The sequence below is a fragment of the Colwellia polaris genome (assembly GCF_002104515.1).
In the GTDB taxonomy this organism is placed as follows: domain Bacteria; phylum Pseudomonadota; class Gammaproteobacteria; order Enterobacterales; family Alteromonadaceae; genus Cognaticolwellia; species Cognaticolwellia polaris.
In genome coordinates this window covers 42,012-60,416 of sequence record NZ_NBOE01000003.1, presented here as the reverse complement: position 1 = coordinate 60,416, position 18,405 = coordinate 42,012, and the positions used below count along the sequence as shown (strand labels likewise).

Annotated in this window: 13 protein-coding genes; 9 read left to right on the top strand and 4 right to left on the bottom strand. The window is 38.0% G+C overall.

Translation table 11 applies throughout. The annotated features are described in order from the left end of the window. Positions 1 to 5: 5 nt before the first annotated feature. The 4 genes from rsxC to B6A32_RS07290 form a co-directional block, all read right to left on the bottom strand. The gene (gene rsxC / locus B6A32_RS07305) at positions 6 to 2,708 is read right to left on the bottom strand and encodes an electron transport complex subunit RsxC (RefSeq protein ID WP_233131350.1); all 2,703 of its coding nucleotides are present in this window, start codon (positions 2,706 to 2,708) and stop codon (positions 6 to 8) included. Positions 2,709 to 2,720: 12 nt separating this feature from the next. Then, positions 2,721 to 3,275 carry an electron transport complex subunit RsxB gene (gene rsxB / locus B6A32_RS07300; RefSeq protein WP_085302483.1) on the bottom strand — a complete coding sequence of 185 codons (555 nt, stop codon included), beginning with the start codon at positions 3,273 to 3,275 and terminating at the stop codon, positions 2,721 to 2,723. Further along, positions 3,275 to 3,856, bottom strand: a complete 582-nt coding sequence (gene rsxA, locus B6A32_RS07295) for an electron transport complex subunit RsxA (protein ID WP_085302481.1) — start codon at positions 3,854 to 3,856, stop codon at positions 3,275 to 3,277. Before rsxA ends, rsxB begins: the two co-directional genes overlap by 1 nt. A 225-nt stretch (positions 3,857 to 4,081) precedes the next feature. After that, the gene (locus B6A32_RS07290) at positions 4,082 to 5,968 is read right to left on the bottom strand and encodes an EAL domain-containing protein (RefSeq protein ID WP_085302479.1); all 1,887 of its coding nucleotides are present in this window, start codon (positions 5,966 to 5,968) and stop codon (positions 4,082 to 4,084) included. Between the two features lie 482 nt (positions 5,969 to 6,450). Here B6A32_RS07290 and rimP point away from each other — a divergent pair, with 482 nt between their 5' ends. The 9 genes from rimP to B6A32_RS07245 all read left to right on the top strand — a co-directional run bounded on the left by rimP (position 6,451) and on the right by B6A32_RS07245 (position 18,379). Beyond that, positions 6,451 to 6,912, top strand: coding sequence for a ribosome maturation factor RimP (gene rimP / locus B6A32_RS07285; RefSeq protein WP_085302477.1), 462 nt, complete (start codon positions 6,451 to 6,453; stop codon positions 6,910 to 6,912). A gap of 28 nt (positions 6,913 to 6,940) precedes the next feature. Next, a complete protein-coding gene (nusA, locus tag B6A32_RS07280) occupies positions 6,941 to 8,437 on the top strand; it encodes a transcription termination factor NusA (protein ID WP_085302475.1) in 1,497 nt (498 codons plus the stop codon). A 21-nt stretch (positions 8,438 to 8,458) separates the two neighbouring features. Continuing rightward, positions 8,459 to 11,146 (top strand): translation initiation factor IF-2, encoded by a 2,688-nt coding sequence (gene infB / locus B6A32_RS07275; protein ID WP_085302473.1) that lies wholly within the window; start codon positions 8,459 to 8,461, stop codon positions 11,144 to 11,146. 136 nt (positions 11,147 to 11,282) lie between these two features. Beyond that, on the top strand, positions 11,283 to 11,690 hold the full coding sequence (gene rbfA / locus B6A32_RS07270; RefSeq protein ID WP_085302471.1) for a 30S ribosome-binding factor RbfA: 408 nt from the start codon (positions 11,283 to 11,285) through the stop codon (positions 11,688 to 11,690). A 2-nt stretch (positions 11,691 to 11,692) separates the two neighbouring features. Next, positions 11,693 to 12,637 (top strand): tRNA pseudouridine(55) synthase TruB, encoded by a 945-nt coding sequence (truB, locus tag B6A32_RS07265; RefSeq protein ID WP_085302469.1) that lies wholly within the window; start codon positions 11,693 to 11,695, stop codon positions 12,635 to 12,637. 132 nt (positions 12,638 to 12,769) lie between these two features. Further along, on the top strand, positions 12,770 to 13,039 hold the full coding sequence (gene rpsO, locus B6A32_RS07260) for a 30S ribosomal protein S15 (RefSeq protein WP_085302467.1): 270 nt from the start codon (positions 12,770 to 12,772) through the stop codon (positions 13,037 to 13,039). Positions 13,040 to 13,751: 712 nt separating this feature from the next. Continuing rightward, positions 13,752 to 15,872 (top strand): polyribonucleotide nucleotidyltransferase, encoded by a 2,121-nt coding sequence (gene pnp, locus B6A32_RS07255; protein WP_085302466.1) that lies wholly within the window; start codon positions 13,752 to 13,754, stop codon positions 15,870 to 15,872. 132 nt (positions 15,873 to 16,004) lie between these two features. Further along, positions 16,005 to 16,922 carry a lipoprotein NlpI gene (gene nlpI, locus B6A32_RS07250; RefSeq protein WP_233131349.1) on the top strand — a complete coding sequence of 306 codons (918 nt, stop codon included), beginning with the start codon at positions 16,005 to 16,007 and terminating at the stop codon, positions 16,920 to 16,922. Between the two features lie 191 nt (positions 16,923 to 17,113). Next, a complete protein-coding gene (locus B6A32_RS07245; protein WP_143327882.1) occupies positions 17,114 to 18,379 on the top strand; it encodes a tetratricopeptide repeat protein in 1,266 nt (421 codons plus the stop codon). Positions 18,380 to 18,405 lie beyond the last annotated feature (26 nt).

Genomic DNA, 18,405 nt, shown 5'->3' with positions numbered 1-18,405 from the left:
CTAATTTACTCTGAATGGGTTGATTTATTGGCTGAAGCAGCCAGCTTTTTTGCTTTCGCTTTAGCGACTGCAGCAGCAACGCGCGCTTTTTTGTTTTCAGCTTCAAGGTTTTTGGCTTTTGCCTCAACAATTTCTGAATGCTCTGGTTGTTGTAGCTTTTGCTTAGAAGATTCGCTTGAAGATTTTTGCGTATTATTAGCCAGTTTTTTGGCTTTAGCTTTAGCTATTGCGGCGGCTATCTTAGCTTTTCTATCTATATCAGCTGTATTATTGTTAACTTTTGATTGAACGTCGCTAGTTTCATGCTCAATTTCAGCGTTTTTCATTGGCTCTTGGCTTGGTTCTATCTTTGTTGTTGATGTCTCAACATTTTGTAAACTTGCGTCAGACTCTGATTTTATAGCTGATTTAGCTTTAGCTTTTGACTTAGCTTTTGACTTAGCTTTTGCAATTGCCGCCGCGATTTTAGCTTTTTTATCTAGCGCTTTGTTAGCACTCTCAGGTGCATTAACCGATTCTGTTACTGCGGTATCTATTGTTTCATGTTCCGCTTTATTTGATGTACTTTGAATAGTAGCTGAATCATTACTTTCGCTTTCACTATTACTTTCACTATTAGTATCAGTATCACTATCAGTATTATTCGCTGTTGTTTCTTTTTGACGTTTCTTCGCCTTCGCTTTTGCAATAGCTGCAGCTACTTTTGCTTTTTTATCTAGCGTTTTGTTAGCACTTTCAGGTGCATTAACCGATTCTGTTACTGCGGTATCTATTGTTTCATGATCCGCTTTATTTGATGTACTTTGAGTAGTAGCTGAATCATTCCTTTCGCTTTCACTATTACTATCAGTATTATTCGCTGTTGTTTCTTTTTGACGTTTCTTTGCTTTCGCTTTTGCAATAGCAGCGGCTACTTTTGCTTTTTTATCTATTACAACAGGCTCGATTTGTTTAGTTGCTAGTGAACTTGGAGATTCGTTGTCTTGTTGCGTATCTATAGCGTCTAACTGCGCTTGTTCTTGCTGAGCTAGTTTTTTCGATTTTGCTCGAGCAATGGCATTTGCTACTTGGCTTTTACCTGAGTCAACTTGCTCTGTTGCTGGGTTTTCTTTGTTGTTATCTGAACTAGCTATCGCTTTATTAGCTTGTGCTTTTTTAGCTTTTACACGTGCGAGAGCATCGGCAACTGCGGATTTTTCAGATTTAGCTGCTGCTGTGCCAGAGTTCATTCTAGCTTTGCGAGCTTCTGCTGCTTTTTTGTGTTTTTCGGCGCGGGCAATTTTCTCACGCTCCAGTCTTAGTTTTCGTGCTTCAAACCTTACTTTGGCTTTTTCAGCTTTTATATCAAGTAACTTTTGTTGACGAATTTCAGCTTTGGCGACACGGTAATAATGCACTAAAGGAATTTGGCTAGGGCATACATAAGCGCAAGCACCACATTCAATGCAATCAAATAAATTAAGTTTGGCCAGTTGAGCTTGATCTTTTGCTTTTGCACTCCACTGTAATTCTTGAGGCAGTAATTGTGCAGGGCATACATCAGCACATTGTCCGCAACGAATACATTCTACTTCTTTACTACTGGTAGAGGAAAAAGGTGAAGCTATTTCAATTTCACTCGGCGCTAAAATGCAGTTAGTGCTTTTTATGACTGGTATTTGATCTGTGGGTAAACTAAAGCCCATCATAGGGCCACCCATAATTAAATGCTGCTTTTCATTATTTTGATAACCACAATGCTTTGTTAAAAAGCCGACAGGTGTACCAATTAATGCCCAGATATTTTGAGGTTTCTCCAGTGCTTGCCCGCTTATAGTCACTACACGCTTTATAAGAGGAGTATCATTAATGACAGCATCAGCAATGGCAAAACAAGTGCCAATGTTTTGCATAATAATACCTAAAGAGCTAGGTAAAACACCTGAAGGTACTTCTTGCCCAGTTAATATCTGAATCAGCTGTTTTTCACCGCCACTCGGATATTTTGTTGGAATAACACAAACTTGAAGGTGGTCAATATCGGCGGTAGCTTTCATTAAAGCGTCAATTGCTTTGGGTTTATTGTCTTCAATACCAATAAGAATGTTTGTTGGTGACAATAAATGGTCGATTATTTTTATACCATCTAAAATGGTTGGGCTATGCTCTTGAATTAATAAATCATCAGCGGTGATATAGGGTTCACACTCAGCAGCATTAATAATTAAATATTCAATCTTTGAGAGTGTACTTACTTTTACTTTGGTAGGAAATCCAGCGCCGCCCATTCCAGCAATACCAGCATTCGCAATTTTATCTAAAATATTTTCTTTGCTTAATAACTTATAGTCAGGACATATTTTACGCGGCTGCCATGTGTCGTCACCGTCAGGAGTTAATATTACACAAGCTTCGCTCAACCCTGATGGGTGAGGTATCGGCATTAATTTGATATCAGTAATTGTACCACTTGTTGGTGCATGAACAGGCAACGACATTGGGGTATCTATAGTCGTGAGAGCTTGTCCTTTAAGTACCTTGTCACCAACACTAATAATTAATTTGCCGGCTTGACCAATATGTTGGCGTAGCGGAATTATTAGCTGCTCAGGTATTTGTGCACTGGCAATAGGTTTAGTGCTGGTAAGAAATTTTTGCTCAGGCGGGTGAATACCACCGTGAAAATGCGAAAAATTTCCTTTTTTTATACGTTCAATTACCGATTCCACCAAAACCTCTTTTTAATCTATTTGTACAACAGGAATACTATTTAAATCCCATTGCCAGTTTTGTGTTGTTGTGGCTAATGGGATCATCTCAATACAATCAACCGGACAAGGTGCAACACATAAGTCACAGCCAGTACATTCGTCAGCTATTATTGTATGCATTTGCTTTGTCGTACCGATAATGGCATCAACAGGGCAGGCTTGAATGCATTTAGTACAACCTATGCAGTCCTCTTCAATGATAAAAGCAACTTTCGGTGTATTATCGGTTTCATGATTACCATCTAATGGTTGTACTTCAACGCCCATTAAATCAGCTATTTTTTTAATGGTGTCTTCACCGCCAGGGGCACATTTATTGATAGCTTCGCCATTAGCAACCGCTTCTGCATAAGGCTTACAACCCGGATAGCCACATTGGCCACATTGAGTTTGTGGTAGTAAGGCATCTAGTTGCTCTGCAAGTGGATCACCAATAACTTTAAATTGTACAGAGGCGTAACCGAGCAGGGCTCCAAATAAAGCAGCAAGTACACCAACGACTAATATTGCGATAAGAGTGCTCATTAAACTTTAACCAAACCAGTAAAGCCCATAAAGGCTAAAGACATTAATCCTGCCGTGATCATTGCAATAGCTGAACCTTTAAATGGGGCGGGCACGTCAGCATTAGCTAGTTTTTCACGCATAGCTGAAAACATGATTAACACTAGTGAAAAACCAACTGCAGCGCCGAAGCCATATATAATTGACTCGAAAAAGTTGTGTTGTTCTTGAAAGTTTAATAAAGCTACACCGAGTACGGCACAGTTAGTCGTAATAAGTGGTAAGAAAATACCTAATAAGCGATATAAATTAGCACTGGTTTTATGTACCACCATTTCGGTAAATTGCACAACAACAGCAATCACTAAAATAAAGGTCATGGTAGTTAAATATTCTAGGCCTAAAGGTGCTAGAACATAACTATTAACGATATAGCTTAGCAGTGAAGCTAGTGTCATAACAAAGGTAGTCGCAAACGACATGCCGATAGCCGTTTCTGTTCTGGAAGATACACCCATAAAAGGGCATAAGCCTAGAAACTTAACTAAAACAAAGTTATTTACTAATACTGTGCCAACAAGTAGCAAGAGATAATCAGTCATTCGCTTATTATTTTACCGTGAAAATTGGCACTATTATCCGTGTTTATCAAGCAATAAACAACAGATGAACTGTAAGGTTATTAATTTTAAATGTCGGTTGATTGAAATGTGTTTATAAAATCGATGTAAAGTTGAACAATTGAGACAACATTGGTGTATATGTTTCTATAAGAAGCAATAAAAAAGCCACTATATTTTAGTGGCTTAAGGATCAATGCTTCGCAGTTAAGATGACGATATAGTTCGTGGTTTACCAATATAAAATCCCTGACAACCATCAACAAAGAGCTTTTCAAGCATGAACTTCTCTTCTTGGCTTTCAACACTTTCAGCTAGCACGCTAATACTTAATCTATGCGCTAAATCTACCATTAAACGCATAAAGTATTGATTGTTTTTATCTTCGTCAATGTCTCGAGTATAAGTGCTATCCATTTTAATAAAGTCAGGCTTTAAATCTCTAAAAAACTTAAACGAAGTTAAGCCAATACCAAAACGTTCGACAGTAATTCTTGCACCCACTCTGTGCACCATATCAATAAAGTTTTTACTTGCTTTGATGTTATGCTGTAAACCACTTTCGGTAATTTCAAAAACAAGTTTTGATGCAATAATCGTGTCGCGTAATAACCTTCTTTCAAGCCAAATTAAAAAATGACCATCGTTTATTGAGCGTGAACTAACATTAATACCAAAGAAGTTATCTTGCATATTACGATTAGAGATTTCTTTAATTGCCGCTTCAATGATCATTTGATCGACCGCGACTATTTTATCAAGCTTTTCTGCCATCGCTATAAAAGAAGCTGTGGGTAATATATCTTCATTACTGTTTAAAAAGCGCGTTAAAATTTCACCGTATACTCGGTTATTAGGGCTGCTAGGCTTTATTGGTTGAACTAGCAAATTAACACGTTGGTTGGCAATTACACTATCAATTTCTTGACGCCAATTTTGATTACCATAACTTGCACTACTGTTGTCAATAATGCTGGTATCTGTTTGAGCATACCAAGCATTTACTTTTTGTGTTTGAGCAACACTAATGCCGGTGTCGGCTAATGCTAATAATTCACCTAGTGGTTTATCATTATCAAAGTAAACTAAGCCTGTATAACCGACAGAGTCTAAGTCTGATGCTTGTTGATATTTATTAAAGTTACTGGTTAATTCAGTCGCAAATGATTCAGCACCTTTTAAATTAACATTTGGAAGTAATGTTGCAAAATCAGAACTGTTCAATCTAAAAACTTGTGCACCTTTATATCGACTGACCGCATTTTTCATAATCTCGGAAACTTTGCGAATATAATTATCACCCTCATGATAACCATGTATTTGGTTAATTGTTTGTAACTCTGAACAGCGAGTAATAGATAAAACGCCAAAGTTTGAACGGCTATTAGCATTTTCAAAAAACTGCACAAAACGATTGCGGTTTTCTAATTTCGTTACTGGCTCAATATAAGCGTCTTTCTCTAGCAATGTTGTTGCGGTAATTTTATTGGCAATGAGCGTTCTTAAATCAATTAAGCTTTTTTCAATTTCAGGTAAGCTTGTATCATTTCTATTTGCGGTCAGAGGACTTTCTTTTTCAGCAATAATAAATGCGAGTTCACGTGTGACTTGTTGATCAATTTTCTTAGCAAACTTACGTGATCTTGCAATAATTAACGGCATCAAAAGCACAGCAAAAGACAATGAAATAATGAATACATTGACGAGCGTTAATTGTAAAGATTTTAATTGTGTGTGTGCAGCTAATTGAAACTGAATAATTAAATCTGAATTAGTTAGTTTAATTTGACTTTTAGGAGCTAATAAATATTCGTCAATAAAAGTAGGTTTACGTTGTTCATTAACAATAACATCACCTTCTATATTGATAATATTAATGTATTGATACTGATTAATATTAGCGAGTTGCTTCGCCAGTACTTCTGTACTTCCAAAATCTATTTGCTTATCTAATTTTAGCAAGGTTGCTTGATGTTGAGTTTGCTGTTCTTCAATATGTGTAGCTAAACTAAGAATGCTAGCTAGGGATACACAGGCACAAAAGCCTATCGCAATAAACAAGTTTCTGATGAATAAACGAGAATATGTATACATATAATTTCAAAGTGCCTTTATATACTTAATTAAGATTGCAAGATATCAACTGTAGCAACTTTTATCATAAATTAGACTAATTTACTAACTATCTGATAATGCCACAATAATTATTATAGTAATGTTAGCATAAATAGTAACTATTCTTTTCTAATAAGGTCGACAATATTATAATCACAAGCCTAAATCACTACGAAAATTAGCTTGCCATATAAGCAGCAACTCTATATAATTTGCGCAGCTTGAATGTAGCAATATTTCACTGAATAGATTTTATCGAAGGTAGATATACATCTAAGATATTGTTATACAGAACCAAGAACGTTATTACTTGGTTTACATCGTGGGTTCAGTGAATAAGCCCCGCGTATTGGGGCTTTTTTGTATCTTAACTTTGTAAAAGGTGCAATAGCAGCAAGGTGTATCGCTGGGCTTTATGCCCTTTTTTTGTTTCTGAACTCTTCCAAATTGGAGAAAAGTGATTGGCTAAATTTGAACACAAATTAACCGAAATGTTACGTCCTGCCGTTGAAGAAACGGGTAAGGAATTATTAGGCGTTGAATTTATCAGTGCTGGCAACCATTCGGTTTTAAGATTATTTATCGACCATGAAAATGGTATCGATGTTGATGACTGCGCTGAAGTAAGTCGTCAAGTAGGGGCTATTCTAGATGTAGAAGACCCAATTAGTAGTGAATATAGCTTAGAAGTTTCATCACCAGGGCTTGATCGTCCTCTTTTTGAAAAATCGCAGTTTGAAGCGGTTGTGGGTGAAACGGTTGAAGCTAAAATTTCAATGCCATTAAACGGTCGTCGTAAATTTAAAGGTAAATTGGTTGCCGTAGAGAACGATAGTTTAATTGTAATGGTTGATAACGAGGAATATGAACTTGTTATTAGTAACGTAGACAAGGCTCACCTTGTTTATAACCACAATAAATAATTTATAATAATGAGAAAGGCTAACTAGCATGAGTAAGGAAATATTACTGGTCGTAGATGCTGTTTCTAATGAAAAAGCATTACCACGAGAAAGCATTTTTGAAGCGATGGAAACCGCTTTAGAAACAGCAACAAAAAAGAAATATGAAGGTGAGATTTTAGTTCGTGTAAGTATTGACCGCGCATCGGGTGAGTTTGACACTTTCCGTCGTTGGTTAGTTGTTGATGAAAGCGAAACACCAATGGAAAATCCGTATGCTGAAATAAGCTTAGCAGCGGCGCAATATGAAGATGCCGATTTAAAAGTTGGTGATTATGTTGAAGATCAAATTGAATCAGTTAAGTTTGATCGTGTTACAACACAAACGGCAAAACAAGTTATTGTGCAAAAAATTCGCGAAGCTGAACGCGGACTTATTGTTGATGCTTACCAAGAACAAGTTGGTGAAATCATCACAGGTGTCGTGAAAAAAGCAAGCCGTGACAGCGTTATTTTAGATTTAGGTAATAATGCCGAAGCAATAATTTATCGTGATGACATGTTACCACGTGAAAGCTTCCGTCCAGGTGATCGTGTTCGTGGTTTGCTATATGAAATTAAACCAGAAGCACGTGGCGCACAATTATTTGTTAGCCGTACTAAACCTGAAATGTTAATTGAACTTTTCCGTGTTGAAGTACCAGAAATTGGTGAAGAAATGCTTGAGATTAAGGGCGCAGCTCGCGATCCTGGTTCTCGTGCAAAAATTTCTGTAAAAAGTAACGACAAACGTATCGACCCAGTAGGTGCTTGTGTTGGTATGCGCGGTTCACGTGTTCAAGCCGTTTCTGGTGAGTTAGGCGGTGAGCGTGTTGATATCGTTTTATATGATGACAACCCAGCACAATACGTTATCAATGCTATGGCACCAGCTGAAGTTGCTTCTATTATTGTTGACGAAGACAAGAACACGATGGATATCGCTGTTGAAGAAGGCAACTTAGCCATGGCGATTGGTCGTAGTGGTCAAAACATTCGTTTAGCTAGTCAGTTAACTGGCTGGGAATTAAACGTAATGACTGTTGCTGACATGAACGAAAAGCATCAAGCCGAAAACGATAAAGTTTTAACATTATTCACTGACAAGTTAGATCTTGATGAAGATTTTGCTCTGATGTTAGTCGAAGAAGGTTTTACTTCATTAGAAGAAATTGCTTACGTACCTGTTGCTGAAATGCTTGATATTGACGGCATGGATGAAGACATTGTTGAAGAATTACGTGAGCGTGCAAAAGCAGCAATTACTACTCAAGCATTAGCAAGTGAAGAAACACTTGAAGGTGCAGAGCCTGCAGAAGATTTATTAAACCTTCCTGGCTTAGAACGCCATTTAGCGTTTGTATTAGCGAGTCGTGGTATTACTACATTAGAACACCTTGCAGAACAAGGCGTTGATGAAATATCAGACATTGAAGAATTAGATGAAACCAAAGCGGGCGAGCTAATTATGGCTGCACGTAATATTTGTTGGTTTAACGAAGAATAACGCATCGGGAGAATTATATAGATGGCAAACGTAACAGTAGAACAACTTGCCAAAGAGATCGGTACACCGGTGGATCGCTTAGTGAGCCAATTGGCTGACTCAGGTGTGAGCAAATCGGCAACCGATTCTGTTTCGCAAGAAGAAAAAGAAAACCTACTTGATTATTTGAAAAAGCAACACGGTGATGACTCAACGGCTAACCCAAGTAAAATGACATTAAGCCGTAAGAAAAAGTCTACTTTAGTTTTAGGTCACGGTAGCAAAGCTAAATCAGTTCAAGTAGAAGTACGTAAGAAACGCACTTATGTAAAACGTAGCGATTTAGAAGAGCAACAACAAGCTGAACTTGAAGCAAAAGCGGCTGAAGAAGCACGTGTTCAAGCAGAAATTGATGCTGCAGCAAAAGCTGAAGCAGATGCTAAAGAAGCTGTAAATGCTGCCGCTGCCGCTGCAGCAAAAGCTGAAGTTGAAGCCGCAGCAAAAGCTGAAGCAAAACTTGAAGCAGAAGCTAAAGCTAAACAAGCTGCTATCGCGAAAGCAAAAAATATTGAAGAGGCGCCTAAGCCTGCACCAGTAGTTGCTGAAACGGAAGAAGCTAAAAAATTACGTTTACAACAAGAAGCTGAATTAACCGCGAAAGCGGAAGAAGAAGCACGCTTGTCTGCAGAAGTTGCACGTAAGCTTGCAGAAGAAAACGAAGCACGTTGGAAAGAGCAAGAAGCTGAACGTAAAGCGAAGGAAAAAGAAGTTGTACATTTAACTTCTTCTAAATACGCACAAGAAGCTGAAGATAAAAGTGACTCTGCTGACGAAAGTGGTCGTCGACGTAAGAAGAAAAAACCAGCTGGCCAAGACAGAAACAACCGCGGCGGTCGTAATGCTAGAGGTAAAGGCAAGTTAAGTCTTTCTTCACCGCAAAGTTTAAAACATGGTTTTACTAAACCTGTAGAAATTAAACTTAACGAAGTACGCATTGGTGAAACTATTTCGGTAGCTGAATTAGCAAACAAAATGTCTGTTAAAGGCGCTGAAGTTGTTAAAGCTATGTTTAAAATGGGTGCTATGGCAACCATTAACCAAGTAATCGACCAAGAAACAGCGGCCCTAGTTGCTGAAGAAATGGGCCGTGAAGTAGTGTTAGTAAAAGAGAATGCCCTTGAAGAAGCGGTACTTTCAGATCGTGATCATTCAGGTGAAGCGATTACACGTGCTCCGGTTGTTACTATCATGGGTCATGTTGACCACGGTAAAACATCGTTACTTGATCACATTCGTGAAGCAAAAGTTGCCGCTGGCGAAGCGGGTGGTATTACTCAGCATATTGGTGCATACCATGTAGAAACAGGGCACGGAATGATCACATTCCTAGATACTCCTGGTCACGCAGCGTTTACTGCTATGCGTTCACGTGGTGCTAAAGCTACAGATATCGTCATTATTGTTGTAGCCGCAGATGATGGCGTAATGCCACAAACAATTGAAGCTATTCAGCATGCTAAAGCATCTGAAGCACCAATTATTATCGCGGTTAACAAAATGGATAAAGAGGGTGCAGACCCAGAGCGTGTTAAAAGTGAACTTTCACAACACGATGTACTATCTGAAGAGTGGGGCGGCGACGTTCAATTCTGTCACGTATCAGCTAAAACAGGTTTAGGCATTGACGAATTACTTGACGCGATATTACTTCAATCTGAAGTATTAGAGCTAACCGCTGTAGTTGATAAAATGGCTAACGGTGTTGTAGTAGAGTCAAAACTTGATAAAGGTCGTGGTCCGGTAGCGACTATACTTGTTCAAGAAGGTACATTGAACCAAGGCGATATCGTTCTGTGTGGTTTAGAATATGGTCGTGTTCGTGCTATGCGTGATGAAAACGGCAAAACGATTCAATCGGCAGGCCCATCTATCCCAGTAGAAATTATTGGTTTAAGTGGTGTTCCACAATCTGGTGACGAAGCAACAGTTGTTAAAGATGAGAAGAAAGCGCGTGAAGTTGCTTTATTCCGTCAAGGCAAGTTCCGTGATGTTAAACTTGCACGCCAACAGAAATCTAAACTTGAAAACATGTTTGCTAACATGGCTACAGGTGAAGTTTCTGAAGTTAACGTGGTACTTAAGTCTGATGTACAAGGTTCACTTGAAGCGATTTCTGATTCACTAACTAAACTTTCTACCGACGAAGTTAAAGTACGTATTATCGGTAGTGGTGTTGGTGCAATTACTGAAACTGATGCAACTCTTGCTGCAGCGTCTAATGCGATTATGGTTGGTTTCAACGTTCGTGCCGATGCTACAGCACGCAAAGTGATTGACGCTGAGAAAATCGATTTACGTTACTACAGTGTTATTTACGCTTTAATTGAAGAAGTTAAATCGGCAATGAGCGGTATGCTTGCTCCTGAGTTTAAACAAGAAATCATTGGTTTAGCACAAGTTCGTGATGTATTTAAGTCTCCTAAGATTGGCGCAATTGCTGGTTGTATGGTTACTGAAGGTATTATTAAACGTTCAGCACCAATTCGTGTACTACGTGATAACGTAGTTATTTACGAAGGTGAGTTAGAATCTTTACGTCGCTTTAAAGATGACGTGCAAGAAGTTCGTAACGCTACTGAGTGTGGTATCGGTGTTAAGAACTACAACGACGTTCGCGTTGGTGACCAAATTGAAGTATTTGAAACGGTTGAGATTAAACGCACACTTTAATCGCGTTTAGTTTTCATGGTTTAGTTAAAATGGGGGCTTAGCCTCCATTTTCATTTGAAAAATATACCTAATATTTAAAGTGTATGGTGATTACATTCGTACCGAGTTAAATATAATTAGGTCTTAGGAATTAATTATGGCCAGAGAATTTGCTCGAACTGATCGAGTTGCACAAGAAATTCAAAAAGAAATTGCGATGATTATTCAACGCGAAGTCAAAGATCCACGTTTAGGTATGGTAACGGTTAATGCAGTAGAAATTACCCGTGATTTAGCTTATGCAAAAATATTTGTTACCTTCTTTACGTTAGAAGGACAAAACGTTGATGTTTCACTTGAGGTATTAAATGAAGCTTCAAGTTACATTCGCACTTTGTTAGCTAAACGTATTAAAGCGCGCATTATGCCAGAGCTTAGATTTATCTATGATAGCTCTATGGTTGAAGGTGTTCGTATGGGTAACTTAGTAGATAAAGCCGTCGCTGAAGATATGAAAAATCACGAAGGCGAAATCGACGAAACACAAAAGCCAGAGAGTGAATAATAATGGCTAAGAAAAGAAAAGGCCGTGCAATTAACGGTGTTTTGTTACTCGACAAGCCTTACGATATGTCATCTAATAATGCACTGCAGCGAGTAAAGCATATTTACTTTGCTCAAAAAGCAGGGCATACCGGCGCCTTAGATCCTCTAGCTACTGGCATGTTACCAATATGTTTAGGTGAGGGGACTAAGTTTTCCCAGTTCTTGCTTGATACCGATAAAACATATCAAGTAACTGCGAAATTAGGCGTCCGTACGACAACCAGTGATGCCGATGGTGAAGTCGTTAGCGAGAAACCGGTAGACGTTAGTGCTGAGCAATTAGCAATAGCAATAGATTCATTTCGTGGCACAACCCAACAAATTCCATCAATGTATTCTGCATTAAAATATCAAGGACAACCTTTATATAAATATGCACGTGAAGGCATTGAAGTACCACGAGAATCTCGTGATATTACGGTATTTAGATTAGATTTATTGCGCTTTGAAGGTGATGAAGTCGATTTAGATATTCATGTATCTAAAGGCACATATATCCGTACGATTATCGATGATTTAGGTGAGCTTTTAGGTTGTGGCGCTCATGTTGCCCAACTTCGTAGAAGTGCGGTAGGAAATTACCCGACCGAGCGTATGGTAACAATGGCCGAGTTAGAAGCTTTGCTTGAACAAGCACAAGCTGAAGATGTTCAACCGTCGGTGTATTTAGATCCATTACTATTACCTATGACGACAGCATGTGATGGTATACCTGTCGTTTTTGTTGATGATATGTCGGCTAACTTCTTACGACACGGTAATCCTGTTCAGTGCTCGAACGGACCCAGTGATGGTTTAGTACAAGTGTTTATCGGTGATGATGTTGATACCGGTGAGTTTATCGGTGTTGGCGAAATTGACGATGATGGTTTAGTTGCCCCTAAACGAATTACTGTTGTTAATTAGAGAAATACTTGTAATATCAGTAAAAGTTGCATTTCGGGTTATTGCTGATAGAATACGCGCTCTTAGAACGTCTTGCTGATTTAGTGTTCGGCTCGACGCGATTTTTAAAACACTAAAATTAAGGTAAATATTATGTCTTTAAATGCTGCTGAAAAAGCTGCTATCGTTGCAGAATACGCACAAGCTGAAGGTGACACTGGTTCTCCAGAAGTTCAAGTTGCTTTGTTAACTACACAAATCAACCACTTACAAGGTCACTTTAAACAGCACATCCATGATCATCACTCACGTCGTGGTCTATTACGTATGGTAAGCCAACGTCGTAAATTACTTGATTACTTAAAAGGCAAAAACGTTGAACGTTACACTGCTTTAATCGGTAAATTAGGTCTACGTCGTTAAGACTAGATTTAAATAAAGAATATTCAAAGGAGCTTAACGGCTCCTTTTTTATTGCTTTGTATATCGTATTTTAAAGTGACTAGTTCGAAAGAGCATATAAAGCTGTTTTCTATTAAGAGCGTATGCTCTCGACACTGCAGTTTGATTAAGCCGTTCTGATATAATACTTGCACTAATGTATTGTGTTTTCTAATGCTAATAAATCTGTAGTTATTACCCGATGATTAATACTTTATCTGATGTAAAGTAGGGCTTTAATTGTAATATCCTTGATTAATAAACTAGCAACCAAATTTTATGTTCAACACACTATCCGCTAAGAATAACTTCACTTATTAAATAACTGTAAAGCCGAAGGCTTTGACGTTTTGCTATTGTATTATTTAAAAAACTATCTCAGTGGTAATAAATTATCCCAATAATAGCTGCATATATTTTCAATTTGTGTAATTTGAAAATATTAATAAAAAACCGTCTGTTTTTACACCTTTAACCATAACATTTTGCCTTTGATGCTAGTAAAAATATAACTGTTCAGTATAATGTGCCTGCAAATTTTGTATTTGCAAAAAACTAATCAATCAAACTGTATAATTTTTTGTTCAACTTGGTGCGTAACTTATCGGTAACGCCTTAATATCAAATGATTAACTAAGTGAATAAATAATTGTACAGATTGATTAAAATCAAAAATATTTAAGGAACTAATAATATGTTCAAACCAGTTACTAAATCATTTGAGTTCGGTCAACATACCGTTACTCTTGAAACGGGTGTTATTGCTCGTCAAGCCTCTTGTGCCGTTATGGCAAGCATGGACGATACTTCTGTATTAGTCTCTGTTGTAGGTAAAAAAGAAGCTAAGCCAGGTCAAGACTTTTTCCCATTAACGGTTAACTACCAAGAGCGTACTTACGCTGCAGGTAAAATCCCAGGTGGTTTCTTCAAACGTGAAGGTCGTCCTTCAGAAGAAGAAACATTAATCGCGCGTTTAATTGACCGTCCAATTCGTCCATTATTCCCTGAAGGGTTTACAAACGAAGTTCAAGTTATTATTACTGTAGTTTCTGCTAACCCAGAAATTGCCCCAGATATTATTTCTTTATTAGGTACTTCTGCAGCATTAGCTATTTCAGGTATGCCTTTTAGTGGTCCTGTTGGTGCAGCGCGTGTTGGTTATACTGACGGCAAATATATTCTTAACCCGTTACAATCTGAGTTAGCTACTTCACAACTAGACTTAGTTGTTTCAGGTACAGATTCAGCCGTATTAATGGTTGAGTCTGAAGCTGACGTATTATCTGAAGAAGTTATGCTTGGTGCTGTTGTATACGGTCATGAGCAAATGCAAACAGCGATTACTGCAATTAAAGAAATGGCTGCAGAAGTTAACAACCCTAAATGGGAATGGACTGCTCCAGTTAAAAATGCTGATTTAATTGCTAAAATTGCTGAACTTTCAGAAGCACAAGTTAACGAAGCTTACCAAATTACTGAAAAAGCTGTTCGTTATGAAAAAATTGCTGAAATTCGCAACGCTGTTGTTGAGCAATTACTTGAAGCCGACGCTGAAGTTGACGTTCAAGAAGTAAAAGATTTATTCCACGACTTAGAAAAAACAGTTGTTCGTGGTCGTATCACTCAAGGTTCTCCGCGTATTGATGGCCGTGATCCAGAAATGATTCGCGCGTTAGATGTTATGACAGGCGTATTACCTCGTACTCATGGTTCTGCTGTATTTACACGTGGTGAAACTCAAGCACTTGTTACTGCTACACTTGGCACACAACGTGACGCTCAACGCCTTGATACTATCATGGGTGAGAAAACAGACAACTTCATGTTGCATTACAACTTTCCTCCATACTGTGTTGGTGAAACTGGTTTTGTTGGTTCTCCAAAGCGTCGTGAGATTGGCCATGGCCGTCTTGCAAAGCGTGGCATGTTGGCTGTTATGCCATCAGCTGAAGAATTCCCATATGCAGTTCGTGTAGTTTCTGAGATTACTGAATCAAATGGTTCATCTTCAATGGCTTCAGTATGTGGTACTTCATTAGCACTTATGGATGCTGGTGTACCAATTAAAGCTTCAGTTGCTGGTATTGCTATGGGTCTTGTTAAAGAAGGCGACAACTTTGTTGTTCTTTCAGATATCTTAGGTGACGAAGATCACTTAGGCGACATGGACTTTAAAGTAGCCGGTACTACGGGTGGTATTACTGCACTTCAAATGGATATTAAAATTGAAGGTATTACACAAGAAATTATGCAACTTGCTTTAAACCAAGCAAAAGCTGCACGTACGCATATCTTAAGTGTAATGGACGAAGCTATTGGCGGACATCGTAACGATATCTCTGAATTTGCTCCACGTATCCACACAATGAAAGTGCCACAAGATAAAATCCGTGACATCATTGGTAAAGGCGGCGCAACTATTCGTCAATTAACCGAAGAAACGGGTACTACAATTGAAATTGAAGACGACGGTACAGTAAGAATTGCAGCAACTGATGGCGAACAAGCTAAAGATGCCATTGCACGTATTACTGCACTAACGGCTGAAATTGAAGTGGGTACTGTTTACACGGGTAAAGTAGTACGTATCGTTGATTTCGGTGCTTTTGTTAACGTATTACCTGGTAAAGATGGTTTAGTACATATCTCTCAAATCTCTGAAGAACGTGTTAATGCAGTAAGCGACGTGTTAACAGAAGGTCAAGATGTAGTAGTTAAAGTACTCGAAGTTGACCGTCAAGGTCGCGTACGTTTAAGTATGAAAGAAGCGGTAGAAAAGCCAGCAGCAGCACCTGAAGCTGACTCAGCTGAGTAAACTTAATACCATAAATAGGTACAGCGGAAATCGAATTTATTTCTGCTAATATCTAATAAACAAAAAGGGAGCTTAATTGCTCCCTTTTTTATATACTCATTAGCATAAATTCTTTCTAGGGTTCTGTTTTTCGTGCGCTTACTTCCTAATATTCAATTTTCAAAAACTTTATTTTCCAAAGTATTACTTGTTTCAGGCTTATTGATCACTCAAGCTTGTTCTACAAACACTAATCCGCAATCGGCAATCGGTGATCTGATCATTGCTGAGCCTATTGAGATTAGCTATAAAAATGAAATCGCTTTAGCTCGATTAACACAAGTGTTGCTGCGAGCGGAAATTAGCGACGGACAACGTGCAGAGTTGTATTATCAACGTGGTGTTGAATATGACAAAGTAGGGTTACGTGCCTTAGCGCGTTTTGACTTTAATCAAGCTTTATCCTTAAAGCCTGATATGGTTGACGCTTATAACTTCTTAGGAATTCACTTCACACAGCTTCAAGAATTTAATCAAGCATACGATGCTTTTGACTCAGCTATAGAATTGGCGCCTGATCATGAGTTTGCTTTTTTAAACCGTGGAATTGCACTTTATTATGGAGGCCGTCCTAATTTAGCGTCTGCTGACTTTGAAACATTTAGGCAATACCAACAAAATGATCCTTACCGTGTGTTATGGCAATACTTGTCAGATCTAGAAATAAATAAAGAAAAAGCGACGAGCGACTTACGCTTAAATGCTGAATTAATAAGCGAAAGCGTTTGGGCTAAAAATGTTATTAAGCTTTATTTAGGTGAGATGAGCCAAAATACTTTTATTAGTCTTTTAGCGGATAATGTTAATTCAAATGTAGGCTTAACAGAGCGCTTATGTGAAGCGTACTTTTATTTAGGCAAGTACAGCCAAATGCAAGGTGATAATTATGCAGCCCTTAACTTTTTTAAACTTGCTTTAAGTACTAACGTATATGAATTCGTTGAGCATAGATATGCCAAGCTTGAACTCGATCTTATGCGACAAACCATTCAACAATCTAGTGCACTTTAAATACTGAATTTTAGTTATTTATGGATGTTTTTAAAAAGCTGATAATAAGCTTAGTAATATTGGTATTACTAAGCTTATTTTTTTTGATCTTTACCTACACAGTTAAACTTAATAGTGCTGAGATAACGAGCCAAGAACTTTCTATACTAGAATATTTACATGTCTTTACGGCAACTAATACTGACGAGCGATTGGCCCAATTTCGAGCAGCGGGTAATAAGAATGCTTGGGTGCATTTAGCACAACTACATGCGCATAAAAGCCCAAATACCGCATTTCAGTTGGGTGAATATTTTCTGAGTAGAAATAATAAACGCTCAGCAGTAATTTGGTTTAAAACTGCCATCAGACAAAAACATAGTGAGGCGCGTTTAGCGTTAGCTAATATCTATTTTGAATCACAGCAATATCTTGCGATTAAACCCTTACTCCTCCCGATAATAACCAATGATAACGCGTTAGCCTTACTTTATAAGTTGGCTTTACATCAAGGTGATCTGAATTTTATTGATAAGTACAAAAGCCAATTAGCAAAAGCTACTGATGCTGATTTCTATCGTGAGCTTGTACATTATTCAGTGTTTAATGATACTTTAGAAGAGAAAAAAATAGGTACTCGAAGCAGTTCATCGTCAGCCACTTGTTTATTTGAAGTACAATTATTTGCGACGAACTTAGCTGGTTTGCGCCATGCTGTCGCTTTAATTTCATCTTTTGAGCAACATAGGTTGTCAGAGTATATTTGTTTAGCGCCACCTAAATATATCCCATCAAAGACAATAAATTGTCAGAATGAAATATCAAAGCACATTAACTGTAATGCAAGAGTATGGCTTACACGAAAAGATGTATCATCACGTTATATTGGTTTAATTGTTGAACAAGGCGCAGCAAATGTAGATAACGGAATTATGTATCTTGATCAACATGATACGATTGATGTTTTGGTTCATGAACTCAGCCACTTTATTGGTTTTTTAGATGAGTATCCTCTATCCAAACAACATCAAGTATGTCAAAAAGCACAGGAAACACCATTTGCCCATAACCTCGTAATATTAGATAAAAATTATCAAGGTAACCGCAAAGTTCTGCGAGAGCATATATTATCTCAAATACCATGGCGCGATTTAATTAAAGATTCGACACCGATTTTATCTCAAGGAAACAACGGTTGGCAATTGGCTACGCCAAGAGAATTTAACGATCAAGTAGGTGTGTTTGAGGCAGATACTTGTTTTTATTCAAGTCATGTACAGGCATTTAAACCCATTGCCCGACGAACAAAATTAGAATACTTTGAATTAACGTTTCCAGAAATATACGAACGCATATTCCTATTAGCTCCAAGGCAATATTTGATGCCGAGTTACCATTATAATATTAGCCAAGACTTAGTCGAGCAGGGAGAGCTTAGTGACGCGATTGAAGTGTTGCAAACAACATTATTTGATTAATTAAAATTTAGCCATGTGAATATTTG